This is a genomic window from Nocardia sp. NPDC046763, from assembly GCF_040645495.1.
Classification (GTDB): Bacteria; Actinomycetota; Actinomycetes; order Mycobacteriales; family Mycobacteriaceae; genus Nocardia.
Genome location: NZ_JBEYYI010000004.1, coordinates 78,527 through 91,378, shown reverse-complemented (window position 1 = coordinate 91,378; position 12,852 = coordinate 78,527). Strand labels below are relative to the sequence as shown.

Genomic DNA, 12,852 nt, shown 5'->3' with positions numbered 1-12,852 from the left:
CGCAACTGCCCGACCGCATTCGGCGTCGGTTCCGCTTGTCCCCCTTGCAATGTCCGGGCAACCGTAACACCACCTACTTAGTATAGGCTAGCCTTACTTGATAGGGTGATCAAGCTAACCGACGAACGGAGCGCCACAGCGATGAACCGGACGACCCACGTCCTCGCGCGCGAACTCACGGACCTTCCCGACCACATCCGCCGCGCGCCCGCACCGGTGCTGCCCGAGTTCGCCGCACCGTTCACGCTGCGGCCGGTCGACGTCGACTCCCGCGATCCGGAGACCATCACCGAGTGGATGCACCGGCCGCACCTGCTCGAGACCTGGGAACAGGCCTGGGACGCCGATCGCCGCCGCGCCGACTGCGAGACGCAGCTGGCCGGAACCTTCTCCCGCCCTTGCATTCTCGAATACGACTTCGCCGCCCTGGACCGCCCAGACCTGGGCCACCGCGAGGTGGCCTATGTGGAGTTGTACCGCCCCGCCAAGGACGAGATCGCGCGCCTCTACGACGCCGACGCCCGCGACATGGGCTTCCACATCGCCACCGCGGACACGACCCTGCTGGGCCGCGGCGTCATGTCGGGCTGGATGCGCCTGCTGGGGGAGGCGATCCTGGCGGCCGAACCCGAATGCCGCCGGCTGCTGTGCGAACCCGATCATCGCAACACCCCCATGCGGAAAGCGTTGGAGAAGATCGGTTGGCAGCACCTGGGCGACTTCGACATCCGGCCGGATCGGCGCATCTCGCTCTACGCGCTGCCGCGCAGCACGGCCGACCTGCCCGAGATCCGGTAACGCGGACCAGGATTCACCGCCGGTTGCAGGATCCGGTCCGAAAGCTCGCCCAGGCAGCTGAGATTCGGGAAGCCCGGACCCTGCGCCATGGCGGCCATATTCGGCAGGTACAGCTTGGCGTCCAGACCGGACACCGCCAGGTCGAAGCCGATGGCCGCCTCGATGCGCGCGGGCTCCAACGGGCCGCCGACCGCCAGTTCGAGCAGATCGGTTGCGGCCGAATCGAACAGATCCAGGAACCACAGCGGCTGGCCGCCGGTGGCGTCCACCACCAGATCGAAGGTGTGCACCTGATCGGCGCGCAGGTCGTTGCGCAGGGTGAGGGCGACCCGGTCGTCCTGATCGGCGAGGTTCACCACCCGGCCCTGCAGATGGTGAACCCGATTGTCCCCCAACAGGCTTTCCTGCACCCGCACCGAGAACACCCCGCGATCGGTACGCCGGATGACATCACGGCGCTCTGCCATGCCCAGGCCCGCCCACTTGGTCGGATCGCTGTAGAGCGAGTTCTCGAAATAGCTTTCACCGCGCGTGTACAGCGTCGCCTTGGGCGAGATCACCGAGACGGTGAGCATCTCGTGGCGGACCAATTCGTCCAGCGCCGACCCCGCGGTCTCGCCGCCGCCGATCACGGCCACCCGCGAGGACGGGGGCAGTTCGCGGCGGCCCGCCAGCTCCCAGAATTCGGAGATGCTGAGCACCTTCGGGTGCTCGGCCAGGGCCCGGTCGCTGCGGCCGGGTCCGGTGATCATGACTGCGTCGCAATCGATCTCGTCCACGTGGCCGGCCGCGCCGGCGACCGACACCAGCCAGCCGTCGGCCGCGGCGGCGATGCCCGTCACCGCGCCCCGCACCAGATCCAGGTCGGTGCGCCGGGCCACCCACTGCAGGTATTTGGCCCACACGTGATGCTGCGGGCTGGGCCGGCCGCGATCGATCCACTCGGCGTAGGTGCCGTGCTCGACCAGGAAGGCCGTCCAGCTGAAAGCCCGCATGGCCGTGTCGATCTCGCGGTTGTGGCCGCGCGCCCAGGTCGAGTGGTAGGGGAAGCCGACGTCCTTCTCGGGGCTGGTGCCCAGGCGGTGTCTGCCGTCGGTCCAGCCGCCGGTGGGTAGCCAGTTGCCACCGACCGCCTGCGCCTCGACCACGGTCACCCGCGGTGCGGGCAGACCGAGTTCCCGAAGCACATGCGACTTGGCCGCTACCGCCAGGGCTTTCGGCCCCGCACCGACCACCAGAAGTGTCTCCACCGGTTCTCCGTCCCAGTTGCTCACTGTTGCCTGCCTCGCACAACCCACCAATCACTTTAGGTTTGCATAGCCTTACCTTATATTGCTTGGCAGCGCTTGCGAAGCGCTCGAGACGAAAACGATTGGACTGGAAACGATGCCCCCTACCTCGCGCCTCCTCGGTGCCGCCCTCGCCACCGCCGCCCTGCTGGCCGGGACCGGCGTCAGCGCGGTCGCGGCCACGGCCGCACCGGCTTTCACTCCCGTGCGCGCCGCCGCCCCGAGCACCGGCGACCTGAAGGCCAAGCTGCAGACCGCCCTCAACACCGGCGCCCCGGCCGCCACCCGGGCCGCCGAGCTCGAGGCCGGCGAGGCCGGACTGCCGCTGCTGGACCAGATCGGCACCGCCATGAACGCCGCCCCGCCGAGCTTCCGCTGGACCATCCTGGGCCCGGTCGCCGAGAACGGCGACACCCTCTCGGCCACCCTGCAGACGGCCGTGGACGGCTTCGATCCGTTCACCTTCCCGCTGACCTGGAAGCTCGTCGACGGCGACTGGAAGCTGTCCCGCGAGGGCGAGTGCACCGTCGCGAGCGTCGCCATGCTGCCCTGCAGCCTCTGACAATTCGAGAATCGCCCACCCGGACGGCCCCGGACTCGCGCGGCGGAATCCGGGGCCGTCCGGCTACGCGGGTACCGGTGTCGGCGTGCGCGATGGTCGCGAGACGATGCGCCACCACGAGAACGGTTCTGCCACAGGTCAGTTCGTGCACACCGCGCGCCACCGCCGCCTCGTGATGCGGGTCGAGGGCGCTCGTGGCCTCCCACCTTCCTCCATCCGGCGCTCCCACGAACACCGACGAGAAGATCGGGAGGGCCAACTTTTACCGAACGGCCATACCGTCGGTCAGCGCGGCACCTTTCCGGTCAGCTTCTTGCCGCCCGCGTCGTGGACCATGCATGTCGCGCGGCCATTGAGCTTGTTCCACTGGGTCTCGCTGGCCGGGTAGAGAATGAAGGTCTCCAGCTGGTCGTACATCGAACTCTTGCTCAGCTGCTTGTCGATCTCATCCAGGCAGGCGTCATTGGCCTGCTGGAACGAGGCATCCAGCGAACCCGGCCAGGAGCCGGTCAGATGCACCTGGGCGATCACCTCGGCATCGTGCGCGGAATCGCATGGCAGCACGGTCACCTTGCGGATGTGGTTGTTCTCCTCGACGGTCTGCAGGCAGTCGCCGACCTTCACCTCGTCGACCGAGATGGAGGTGGGCGAATCCGGCAGGGCCGAGGCTCGGGTCGTATTGTCCTGCGACGCCGAGGTATCCGAGCCGTTCACCGCGCCCACGGCGAACAGGATCACGACGATCAGCGCCCACACGCCGGACGCGACCAGGCCGCCGATCGCCAGCCCCTTGCCGTTCTGATTGCGCTGCTTGATCTGGGTCAGCGCGATGATGCCGAACGGGACGGCGAGCAGACAGGCGCCCAGCAGACCGAGGATCAGGGCGGCGATGGCCAGGCCATTGGTGCCCTGCGGAGGCGGCGGAGCCATCGGATAGCCGGGCGGCATCGGCTGGTACCCGGGCGGGTAGCCGGGCTGACCACCCTGGCTGTAATCCCACTGACCCGGCAGGCCGTAGGCGGGCTGCGCGTATCCCGGCTGCGGCTGGCCGTATTCCGGTTGCGGGGGTTGTGGAATCTGGCCGTAGTCCGGCTGACCGGGCTGGCCCGGTAACCCTTGCGGCTGTTGGTCGTTCGGGTACACGAGACCCCCGATCACTCGTTCCGCCCCGGACATTCCGGGCGTTGGCCAACCGTACCCCCTGGTCCGGGCAAACTCGGGGACTAGGGTTTGGCACGTGAGACGCAGGCAGCAACCACCGCTACCGAAGCGGCACGGGCTGGACCCGGCCCGGTTGCGGCTACCCGAAGACGGCGACTGGGCGACCATTCGCGACCACCTCGTGGAGCGATTGCCCCGGGTGCGCCCCGAACGCATCGACGAACTGCTGTCCACCGGCGGCATCGTGGACCTGGACGGCCCGATCACCCTCGACACGCCCTACGCGCCCGGCGGCGCGGTGTGGTTCCACCGAGATCTGCCGGACGAGACCGAGGTTCCGTTCCCGATCGGCATCGTCTATCGCGACGACGACATCCTCGTCGCTGACAAACCGCACTTCCTCTCGACCATCCCGCGCGGGCAGCACATTCTGCAGACCGCCCTGGTGAAACTGCGCCGCGACCTGGACCTGCCCGAACTGGTGCCCGCGCACCGGCTCGACCGGGTCACCGCCGGGCTGGTGCTGTTCATCGTGAATCCGGCGGTGCGCGGGGCGTATCAGACCATGTTCCACGAGCGGCTGGTGCACAAGGAGTACGAGGCCGTCGCGCGCGTCGACCCGGAGCTCGCACTGCCGCGCACGATCATCAGCCGGATCGTCAAGGAGCGGCAGGTGCTGCGCGCCTACGAGACCGCGGGTGAACCGAATGCGGAGACCCTCGTCGAATTGGCCGAGCAGCGGGACGGATTGGGGCGCTACCGGCTCCGGCCGCGGACCGGGCGGACACATCAGATCCGGCTGCACATGAACAGCCTCGGGATCCCGATCCTCGGTGACGACTTCTATCCCGAACTCACCGACAAACCGGTCGACGACTACACCCGGCCGCTGCAACTACTGGCCTCGGCACTGGAATTCACCGATCCGATCACCCGGGAGCCGCGCCGCTTCGACACCACGCGCACGCTACAGGCCTGGGACGATCCCGAGGGCTGGGCGAGCGGACGAGCGCCGGTGCGGGGTTGAGCACAATCGAAGGCCATGGCAAGAATCCGCTCGTACACTGGCCGGGATGTCTCCAAACGATAACGGTGTGGTCGCTGTACTCCCTGGCCCGCCCCCGCCGCCCGGCCACAAGCTGCACGCCTACGTGGATGTGGCCGTCGTTGTTGTCGTCCTGATCTGCACGAATCTCATCGCGCACTTCACCAATCGGTGGGCCAGCATCTTCACGGTTCCGATTGCCGCATTGGTGCTCGTTGCCCTGGTGCGCCGCCGCGGGCTGGGCTGGGAGGACCTCGGCCTGTCGCCGCGACAGTGGCGGCGCGGGTCGCTGTGGGCACTCGCGGCGGTGGGCGTGGTGCTCGCGGCCGTGGCCATCGGCGCGGCACTGCCGATCACCCGGCCCTTCTTCCTCAACGACCGCTACGCCGCGGTCTCGGGCGCGCTCATCGCGTCCATGATCGTGATCCCACTGCAGACCGCGATACCGGAGGAGCTCGCCTTCCGCGGCGTGCTGCACGGCACCCTGGACCGGGTCGCCGGGGCGCGCGGAGTGTTCGCGGCGGGATCAATGCTGTTCGGGCTCTGGCACATTGCCTCGTCACTGGGATTGACCAGCGGGAACAAGGGATTGACCGGATTCCTCGGCAGCGGCCCGGCCGGACAGCTCCTCGGCATCGGACTCGCGGTCCTCGCGACCGCCGGGGCGGGCGTGGTCTTCACCTGGCTGCGGCGGCGCAGCGGCAGCCTGCTCGCGCCCATCGCCCTGCACTGGGCGGTGAACGGTGCGGGCGCGCTGGCCGCGGCCGTGGTCTGGCACGTGACGGCGCACTGACCGCGGCCGGGCGCGCGAACGCAGAGGGGCCGACTGACCTGGGAACAGAGGGTTTGCAGCCAATCCAGCGCCAGTGATCTAAGAAATAGCACTATTACTAGCGCATTCATTCAGATCAGTTGGTCCGCACCATTTCCGCTGTAGCTTGGACTGTAGCTTACTGGCGCACCTGGGCCCGGCCCGTGCAGAACGAGTTCACGGCACGGCGCGTCCATGCCGGACCCATAGGCTCAGATCCCCCGCGCCATATTTGGACAGAGGACCACCAGATGTTATGCACAGGTAGTCCACAGGGTCGGTGGTTGGCATCCACAGTTCGACACGGCAACGACCTGCGAGTCTGTTTCAAAGTTGACATGCCAATGGTTCGAGACGAGACTGGCCGGTGCCTGGGGCGTTGGGTTGAGTGTGGTGACTTATTCAGGGCCCCCCGAAGCAAAAGCCGACCGCGGAACCGCGGTCGGCTTTTTCGCTTATGCACAGGTGCGGCCATCGAGGTGCCGCACGAAATCCACAGCGTGGCATTCGCCACATTTCACAGCGGAGGGGCATGGACCTTCGGCGTGCTTTCGGCAACTGAATTCCACGCTTGTGAGTCACAACATGTCGTGTTGTATGAATCTGTCGGCCACTAGGTGTAGCGTCTTGGGACACACCACGCCAACCCAGCAATCATCGAGTTCGGAAGGACGCGACACGACCCCCATGGCCCTCCCCCACTACCCCGGTGCCTCCACCGGCGCCCCCGTCTAGGGGACGATCAGACGCTCGCGGCCGCGCCGCACTCCATGCACCGCGGGACCCCGCAGTAGCCGGTAACCCGTCCCGTGTGACTGAGCGTTACGGCGCCAGCGTCCTGATCCAACCCCGCGCCCCTCCCGTCGAGGACGAACCACGCGCTTCCACACGCGTGGCAACGCAGATCATCGTCAAGCTGCGCAGCGGACTCGCGTCGACGGCTGCGCAAATCCACAACAGATTGGCCATCAGCCATGAAAAATAATTCCCTTCGTCACTACCCCAAGGGTCCCAACGGCACCTGGAAGACCGGCCAGAGGGTTCCGGAGGACGGCGACTACGTCGATCAGTACGGCTTCGTCTCCTTCCATGAGATCTACCGTGCCTTCCCGCCCTGCATCGGACGGAAAGGCGAGGTCGCCTATCGGCGGCGGTTGATCAACGAAGGCGAAGCGACCGCGTAAGGGTACATCGGCGCCCCTGGAGAGAACGTTTGGCGACAGCATCTCCAGGGGCACCATCATGCCATCGGATCCAATGAATTGATGAAATCTGGCCAAAATGTGACTACCGGTACGTTTCCGGGTCGACCCGACGCCGGGGCGGACGAGGTGCTCGCTCTTCTCACACTGCCAATGCTCGGCGGTGTCGTCGCGGTGTGCGACGGCGTGTATCGGACCGGGGCCGAGCCGAGCGTTGTTCTGGCCCGGCTGCGCAGCCTCGCCGATGCGATGCGTGAGGTCGAGTACGACGAGGAACCGGACGACCGCTACTGAACGACGGCGCGGCGGCGTTCGGCTGCGGCCAGAATGAGCGCACGTGCTGCGTCACCGGTGGTCGAGAGCTCGGCGAGCATGTCGAATGTTCGTCCATACACTGCGATCTCGCGTGGCTGGGTGATCGTCAGCTCGGCCGTGATGGTCTCGACGGTGGTCATGCGGTCGTCGAACATGACGAAATTCGTTGTTTGCTGCGGAATCTCAGCGGTTGCCGGGACGATTCCGACCGTGACCCGAGGCAGTCCGATCGCAACGAGCAGCCGATCGAGTTGTCCGATCATCACTGAGTCGCCACCGATGGTGGTCAATAGGGCCTGCTCGGCCAGCACGATATGAAACAGCCGGTCGCCGCGGTAGAGGAACTGCTGACGCTCCATACGTTTGGTGACGCCGGCGTCGATGTCGTCGGTCAATCCGTGCCGGGCGATGGACCGTTCCAGGATTGCGCGTGCGTACTCGGGTGTCTGCAATATGCCTGGGATCAGCACGTTTTGATAGATGCGGGTGAGTCTGGTCCGTTCGGCGAGCCGGACCAATACATCTTGGCTGCGTCCGGTACCGACGCTGAGCAAGCGTCGCATTTCCATGTATGCGGCGTCGATGTTGTGGAGCGTGGCAAGCAGGTCGTCGAGCTGGTCCTCGGCGAGGGCGTGTGTGCAGTAGGCGCGCGCATCGGCGTCGGACACGCGCAATTTGCCGTATTCGAGCTTGGACACCTTGGACTCGTGCCAGCCCGCCAGTGTGGCGAGCTGACGCCCGGAAAGGCCTGCCCTGCGCCTGATCTCACGCAAGCGCTGGCCGAGGGCTTCCCGAGCGTCCTGGGCAGCGTTCGTCACCTGGGGACGGTGCTGACGTAATCGGCGTACGGCGTCGCGATGGACCAGAGCCGATCCCGCACGCCGCGGCAGTACTGTGCGATCTGCGGGTCGCTGGTGACCGCCATTCCGGCGGGCCGGCCGTCGGCGTCGACCACGTTGTAGGCGACGAGCTGGCCGTCGAACAGCCACCAGTCATCCGGCGGGACGTCCCCGGCAAGGTGCCTCGGGACGTACCGGATGTCTTCGCCGGCAGCGACATTGCTGCCTGTGATCGACAACAGCCACCGCTGATAGTCCGAATGCGGGACGGTCACGACCCGCACCCTCCGTACCGCGACACCGCGCCCGGTCGTCTCCCGCATGAACTGCGCCCACGGTCGCCGGTCGTAATCGGTCGATTCGGGCTCACCCGCAAGAAATCGCCTCAGCCCTTCGGATTCCGATGCGACCGCGTACGAGTCGCGCACCTCGAGGTGAAACGCCTCGCGCTGCGCCTCACGGAACAGGTCGTCACCGGCGGGTCCGTGGACTATCAGCACCGTAGAACGTCCTCTCCAGTTTCGGCACCTCGACCGCGGTCTCGTCGGTCGCCAAGGTGAGTTGACCGAGTGTCTCGGTGTCGGTGATCGGTCGGCCCGACACCGTGAACGTGCCGCGCCCAGTGTCGGTCATGGTCGCACCGATGAACGTATCCGGGTCCGCGAAACCTGGTAGTAGGTGCGGGATTTCGATGGTGTCGGGTCGGTCGGTCTTCCAGCCCTGGACGAGGAAACTGTCGTGATCGGTGGCGTACAGCGTCGGGCAATCACGATCGCCGGACCCGCCCTTGCCAAGGAATGTCAGCCGCATGATTCGGCCCCCTCAGTTGTGGAATGCGCAGTGTTCCCACGCATTCCCCATCATCCGCCGTGTGCAAGAACTTGGTCGGAGATTGGGTAGTTCTTCCAAATTCTTGCAAACTCCTCGCCGCGGACCGTGCTCGATTTCTACCGTCCTGGTAGGCACTCGGGGCCGGTGATCGTCGTCCCGGTCCCGAGCCGCCGCCCAGACGACGAGACGACGACCAGGGGCGGACCGTGACAGACGCACCGGAACCAGACGACTACCCGGACCTGCTAGTGGAAGCGCTGGAGCAGGCAAAGGCCCTCGCGCAGCCGGACAAGGCCGTGATCTACATCTTCCGTCCACTGCTGACCACAAAAGCGGATCTGGACTGGGCCGAGTTCTACGCTCGGCAGCGCGCCCACACGTTGGGCCTGCGGGTCTCGCGGGTACTCACGGTGGACAACTCGCACCAGGATCGAATGGGAATGCTGTACCGGCTTCTCCGCCAAGTCGATTGCGCTGTAGTGATCACTCCCACCTTGGCACACGTGGGCGGAAATCCCAGGCGCGTAACGGCATTCGCGGAACTCCAGACGGTAGACCCGGCCCAGTGTCACCACTGGCGTACCCGCGTCCCGCGCTACGAGTTGGACGAAGCGCTGGCGCAGGAATCCACAGACCATTCCGGTGCTCGGGAGCCTCGGGAGGAGGTGGTCTAGGACCGCTGAACTTGGCAACCAGGGATAGCCCACTCGGGTTGCCGTTGAACATCGCGAAGGCCCCCGGCCGGTGTCTTCAGTTGCGCCGCAAACCTACTGGAGTCCCACCTTGCACCGGGGGCCTTTCTATGTCCGTGCCAGACACGCCGACAACGCGTGCCAACACGACCGAGACAGCTAATAATCAGCGATATTCCGTGATATCTCAGCAGCAGTGTTCGTACCCGGCTCCACCAACGAGAGGGACAGCATGACGCACCACGGCCCCGGCGACTCTGGACTCGGCCAGGAGTTCCCCACCGCGCCGCCCGACCAGCCGCACGGGTCGTCCACCGCAGACTTCAGGGCCCGGTTCGGCGGTAATGGGCCCGGGGTGCCCAGCATGCACGAGGCCATGACGATGCAGATGGCACCGGTGACACCTGCCGCGCCGGAACCGGTTGCGCCCGAAAAGAAGAAGAAGGGCAACCCGGTCGTCGGATTCCTCGCGCTCGGGGTGGTTGTCGCCGTGCTGATCTTCGCATTCAGCAGCTGTGGCAGTTCGCACGATGACTCGGCCTCTCAAGACACCCAGTACCTCATGGCCCTCGACCGCGACAATGTGCCTCACGGCATGTTCTCCAACATCCTGAAACTGGGACAAGCCGTGTGCAAGGACTTGGACAAGCCCATGTCTCTCAACCAGGTCCTCGGCGAAGTCGAGGGACTGAGCGAAGACAAGACCACGACCGTGCAGCATCCTTATCCGGTGCCCAGGTTCACAACCCAGCAGTCACAGGCGATCGTCTATGACGCGATCCAGGTCTACTGCCCGCAGTTCCAGGCGAAGATCAGCGACCCGACGCACTGACGCGCCTCCCAGTGTGACTCGATTCCACACTGCCACAACGCAAAACAGCCGCCCCTCGGAATGGGGGCGGCTGTTTTGTTCTCTATCGCGACGTGCGTTGGTTCTGCCTCACGCGCTGCCAGCGTGCGTGCTGAGCATGTAGAAGGCCAGGATCATTTGCAGGAGCCACATTTTCGCCTCCCCTCAGGCCGGGGCGCGATAGGCAGGCGGCACGACGTAAACCAGCATGTCCGGCACGACCGTGATGCCGACAAGCTCGCTCATGGCGGTTTCGAGCCCGGTCCCGGTGTCGGCAGCACCGACGACGGGGGCGCCTGCATCGGCGGCGGTGCCCGTGTCGGAGGCCGGGACTTGGAGTGCGGCGATTACCGCGTCGAGCCCGCTGCCGGTATCCGTACCCCGCGCGGCGACGGCCTGGCCCTCCGAACCACCACCGGTGTCGGTGGCCGGCGTCTTGGCGGTCGTCGTCGCCGACTCCGCCGCGGTGCCGGTGTCGCTGGCGGCCGGGCCCGACATCTGGGTGTCGGCGCCAGTACCTGCGTCGGCCAGCGACACGGCGGCCAGCGCCGCGTCCGTACCCGCGCCGGTGTCGGGGGCTGGCTGGCGCTCGGCCATCGTGACCGATTCCGCGCCCGATCCGGTCTCGGCCGCCAGCGCGCCGATGCTCTGGCCTTCCGTACCCGCGCCGGTGTCGGGGGCTGAGACCTGCGCAGCCCCGACTGCCGATTCCGCTCCGCTGCCAGTGTCGGCGGTCGCGGTGGTGATCGTGGTCGCCTCCGCACCGGTGCCCGTATCGGCAGCTGCCGCGCGCACGGCCTGCGCATCGGTGGCGCTACCGGTGTCGGCCGCGGGGGTGGTGATCGTGGCCGACTCCGCGCCGCTGCCGGTGTCTGTCGCCTGGCTCTGGGCCTGCGCGGCGGTGTCGGTGCCGGTGCCGGTGTCCGGCATGGCGATCTGTGCGGCCCCGACTGCCGATTCAGCGGCGCTGCCGGTGTCACCGCCCGATGGGACAGTGAGGGTTTGCGTGTCCGTGCCGCTGCCGGTCTCGGCTGCGGTGACGGCCGCGGTCGTGCTGGCGCTTTCCACTGCGCTGCCCGTATCAGCGGAGGACGGCCCCCATACCTGGGTATCCGCGCCGCTGCCGGTGTCGCCGCTGGGCACGCGGACCGCTTGGGCCTCGGTACCGCTGCCGGTATCAGAGCCTGGGACGCTGGCGACGATGGTTGTGGTCGCTTCCGCGCCCGACCCGGTGTCAGCCGCTGGCGTGACTACGGTGCCGTAGCTCTCCGCGCCGCCGGTGCCGCCGGTGTCGGCCAGTGCCTGACTTATGACCTGCACATCAGCGCCGCTGCCAGTGTCGGTGTCCGCGACGGTGCTCTGGGGTGTGGTGTCCGCGCCGCTGCCGGTGTCACCGCTGGGCACGCGGACCGTCTGGCCCTCCGTGCCGCTTCCGGTCTCCGCGGTCGGGACGGTCGCGACGATGGCGGAAGCCTCAGCACCCGAACCGGTGTCAGTGGCCGGGGTGACCACCGTGCCGTAGCTCTCCGCGCCAGCGGTGCCGCCGATGTCGGCCAATGCCTGGCGTACGGCCTCGGTGTCGGTGCCCGCGCCGGTGTCCGCGATGGGCGGTGCCTGCGCTGCGACGGTCAGGCCGTCCGCGCCAGCGCCGGTGTCGGCTGCGGCCACACTCGCCGTCTGGCCCTCCGCACCGCTGCCGGCGTCGCCGGTCGGCAGCTTCTCGGCGACGGTCTGGGTCTCGGTGCCTGCCCCGGTGTCGGTGTCCGGTGCGGCCGGGGCAGCGCTGGCGCTATCGGTGCCCGAACCGGTGTCGGAGTCGGATACCGGGGTGCCCGAGACCGGCACCAGGACGCCGATGAACGCGATCGCGGCGTCGGATGCGTAGTAGGTGCCGTCCGGGATGGTGCCGGTGACCGAGGTCGATCCCGTGGAGATGGCGGTGTTGGAGTCGGTGAGCGCGATCGTGTAACCGCTGGTGTTCGTCGCGCCATGGATGGTGTCGGCGGGCGAGAACGTGGACCAGGCCGAGAGTGATGACAGGCCGCTGGCCGCGCCCCAGGCGCACAGCCGCCATCCGCCCGTGGTCGTGTCGGATACCGACGGTGTGACAATGGTGGTGGGGCCGTTTCCGCCGAGCGTGTAGTTGGTGACCTGGAACGCGCTGCTCGTGTTCGCGCCGCTGTAGGCGGTGCAGGTGAGCAGGCTCGCGCCCGAGAATCCCATCGCCAGACCCGACGACCACGGCGCGGTCGCCACCACCAGTCGCATGTTCGCGAACGACGTGCTGGCCGTCTGGTTGAGTGCGGAAGTCCAGCCGGTCGGGACAGTGATCGTCGTCGCGCTCGGCGCGATGGCAACGACGACGAGCAGATCGCCGGTGGTAGATCCGGTGGGGGCGGTGGCCGTAGATGTGCCCGTCGTTGCGGTACCACGCAGCGCGATCGTCATATGGCCACC

General features: G+C 67.2%; 14 protein-coding genes. 8 read left to right on the top strand and 6 right to left on the bottom strand.

The genetic code is table 11. The annotated features are described in order from the left end of the window. Positions 1-141: 141 nt before the first annotated feature. Positions 142-798, top strand: a complete 657-nt coding sequence (locus tag ABZ909_RS07950; RefSeq protein WP_356996967.1) for a GNAT family N-acetyltransferase — start codon at positions 142-144, stop codon at positions 796-798. On the opposite strand, the gene ABZ909_RS07945 is transcribed toward ABZ909_RS07950, so the two are convergent. Further along, positions 753-2,048, bottom strand: a complete 1,296-nt coding sequence (locus tag ABZ909_RS07945; protein ID WP_356996966.1) for a SidA/IucD/PvdA family monooxygenase — start codon at positions 2,046-2,048, stop codon at positions 753-755. The genes ABZ909_RS07950 and ABZ909_RS07945 overlap by 46 nt on opposite strands. Positions 2,049-2,184: 136 nt before the next feature. Between ABZ909_RS07945 and ABZ909_RS07940 the strand changes: the two genes are divergently transcribed. Continuing rightward, positions 2,185-2,649, top strand: a complete 465-nt coding sequence (locus ABZ909_RS07940; protein ID WP_356996965.1) for a hypothetical protein — start codon at positions 2,185-2,187, stop codon at positions 2,647-2,649. A gap of 285 nt (positions 2,650-2,934) precedes the next feature. Here ABZ909_RS07940 and ABZ909_RS07935 read toward each other — a convergent pair whose 3' ends face one another. Then, on the bottom strand, positions 2,935-3,807 hold the full coding sequence (locus ABZ909_RS07935) for a DUF4190 domain-containing protein (protein WP_356996964.1): 873 nt from the start codon (positions 3,805-3,807) through the stop codon (positions 2,935-2,937). Between the two features lie 79 nt (positions 3,808-3,886). Here ABZ909_RS07935 and ABZ909_RS07930 point away from each other — a divergent pair, with 79 nt between their 5' ends. From ABZ909_RS07930 to ABZ909_RS07915, 4 genes are all read left to right on the top strand, one after another. Next, the gene (locus tag ABZ909_RS07930) at positions 3,887-4,837 is read left to right on the top strand and encodes a pseudouridine synthase (protein WP_356996963.1); all 951 of its coding nucleotides are present in this window, start codon (positions 3,887-3,889) and stop codon (positions 4,835-4,837) included. Positions 4,838-4,883: 46 nt separating this feature from the next. Further along, positions 4,884-5,648 carry a CPBP family intramembrane glutamic endopeptidase gene (locus tag ABZ909_RS07925; protein ID WP_356996962.1) on the top strand — a complete coding sequence of 255 codons (765 nt, stop codon included), beginning with the start codon at positions 4,884-4,886 and terminating at the stop codon, positions 5,646-5,648. 992 nt (positions 5,649-6,640) lie between these two features. After that, positions 6,641-6,850, top strand: coding sequence for a hypothetical protein (locus ABZ909_RS07920; RefSeq protein WP_356996961.1), 210 nt, complete (start codon positions 6,641-6,643; stop codon positions 6,848-6,850). 81 nt (positions 6,851-6,931) lie between these two features. Beyond that, positions 6,932-7,162 (top strand): hypothetical protein, encoded by a 231-nt coding sequence (locus tag ABZ909_RS07915; protein WP_356996960.1) that lies wholly within the window; start codon positions 6,932-6,934, stop codon positions 7,160-7,162. On the opposite strand, the gene ABZ909_RS07910 is transcribed toward ABZ909_RS07915, so the two are convergent. From ABZ909_RS07910 to ABZ909_RS07900, 3 genes are read right to left on the bottom strand one after another with little or no spacing between them, the layout of a single operon-like run. Beyond that, positions 7,156-8,001 (bottom strand): helix-turn-helix transcriptional regulator, encoded by an 846-nt coding sequence (locus ABZ909_RS07910; protein ID WP_356996959.1) that lies wholly within the window; start codon positions 7,999-8,001, stop codon positions 7,156-7,158. The genes ABZ909_RS07915 and ABZ909_RS07910 overlap by 7 nt on opposite strands. Further along, positions 7,998-8,522 (bottom strand): DUF6879 family protein, encoded by a 525-nt coding sequence (locus ABZ909_RS07905; protein WP_356996958.1) that lies wholly within the window; start codon positions 8,520-8,522, stop codon positions 7,998-8,000. The genes ABZ909_RS07910 and ABZ909_RS07905 overlap by 4 nt, the downstream gene beginning before the upstream one ends. Further along, a complete protein-coding gene (locus tag ABZ909_RS07900; protein ID WP_356996957.1) occupies positions 8,494-8,832 on the bottom strand; it encodes a hypothetical protein in 339 nt (112 codons plus the stop codon). Before ABZ909_RS07900 ends, ABZ909_RS07905 begins: the two co-directional genes overlap by 29 nt. 227 nt (positions 8,833-9,059) lie before the next feature. On the opposite strand from ABZ909_RS07900, the gene ABZ909_RS07895 reads away from it, so the two are divergent. Both ABZ909_RS07895 and ABZ909_RS07890 read left to right on the top strand, forming a co-directional pair. Continuing rightward, positions 9,060-9,527 carry a hypothetical protein gene (locus ABZ909_RS07895; protein ID WP_356996956.1) on the top strand — a complete coding sequence of 156 codons (468 nt, stop codon included), beginning with the start codon at positions 9,060-9,062 and terminating at the stop codon, positions 9,525-9,527. A 382-nt stretch (positions 9,528-9,909) separates the two neighbouring features. After that, a complete protein-coding gene (locus tag ABZ909_RS07890) occupies positions 9,910-10,377 on the top strand; it encodes a DUF732 domain-containing protein (RefSeq protein WP_356996955.1) in 468 nt (155 codons plus the stop codon). Between the two features lie 183 nt (positions 10,378-10,560). On the opposite strand, the gene ABZ909_RS07885 is transcribed toward ABZ909_RS07890, so the two are convergent. Next, positions 10,561-12,843, bottom strand: coding sequence for a hypothetical protein (locus tag ABZ909_RS07885; RefSeq protein WP_356996954.1), 2,283 nt, complete (start codon positions 12,841-12,843; stop codon positions 10,561-10,563). Between the last annotated feature and the right edge of the window lie 9 nt (positions 12,844-12,852).

Bases quoted from the DNA above. Each gene is read 5' to 3' on its own strand.
- ABZ909_RS07925 (WP_356996962.1), top strand. From the start codon at position 4,884: ATGTCTCCAAACGATAACGGTGTGGTCGCTGTACTCCCTGGCCCGCCC.
- ABZ909_RS07915 (WP_356996960.1), top strand. From the start codon at position 6,932: ATGAAATCTGGCCAAAATGTGACTACCGGTACGTTTCCGGGTCGACCC.
- ABZ909_RS07920 (WP_356996961.1), top strand. From the start codon at position 6,641: ATGAAAAATAATTCCCTTCGTCACTACCCCAAGGGTCCCAACGGCACC.
- ABZ909_RS07900 (WP_356996957.1), bottom strand. From the start codon at position 8,832: ATGCGGCTGACATTCCTTGGCAAGGGCGGGTCCGGCGATCGTGATTGC.
- ABZ909_RS07940 (WP_356996965.1), top strand. From the start codon at position 2,185: ATGCCCCCTACCTCGCGCCTCCTCGGTGCCGCCCTCGCCACCGCCGCC.
- ABZ909_RS07890 (WP_356996955.1), top strand. From the start codon at position 9,910: ATGCACGAGGCCATGACGATGCAGATGGCACCGGTGACACCTGCCGCG.
- ABZ909_RS07885 (WP_356996954.1), bottom strand. From the start codon at position 12,843: ATGACGATCGCGCTGCGTGGTACCGCAACGACGGGCACATCTACGGCC.
- ABZ909_RS07950 (WP_356996967.1), top strand. From the start codon at position 142: ATGAACCGGACGACCCACGTCCTCGCGCGCGAACTCACGGACCTTCCC.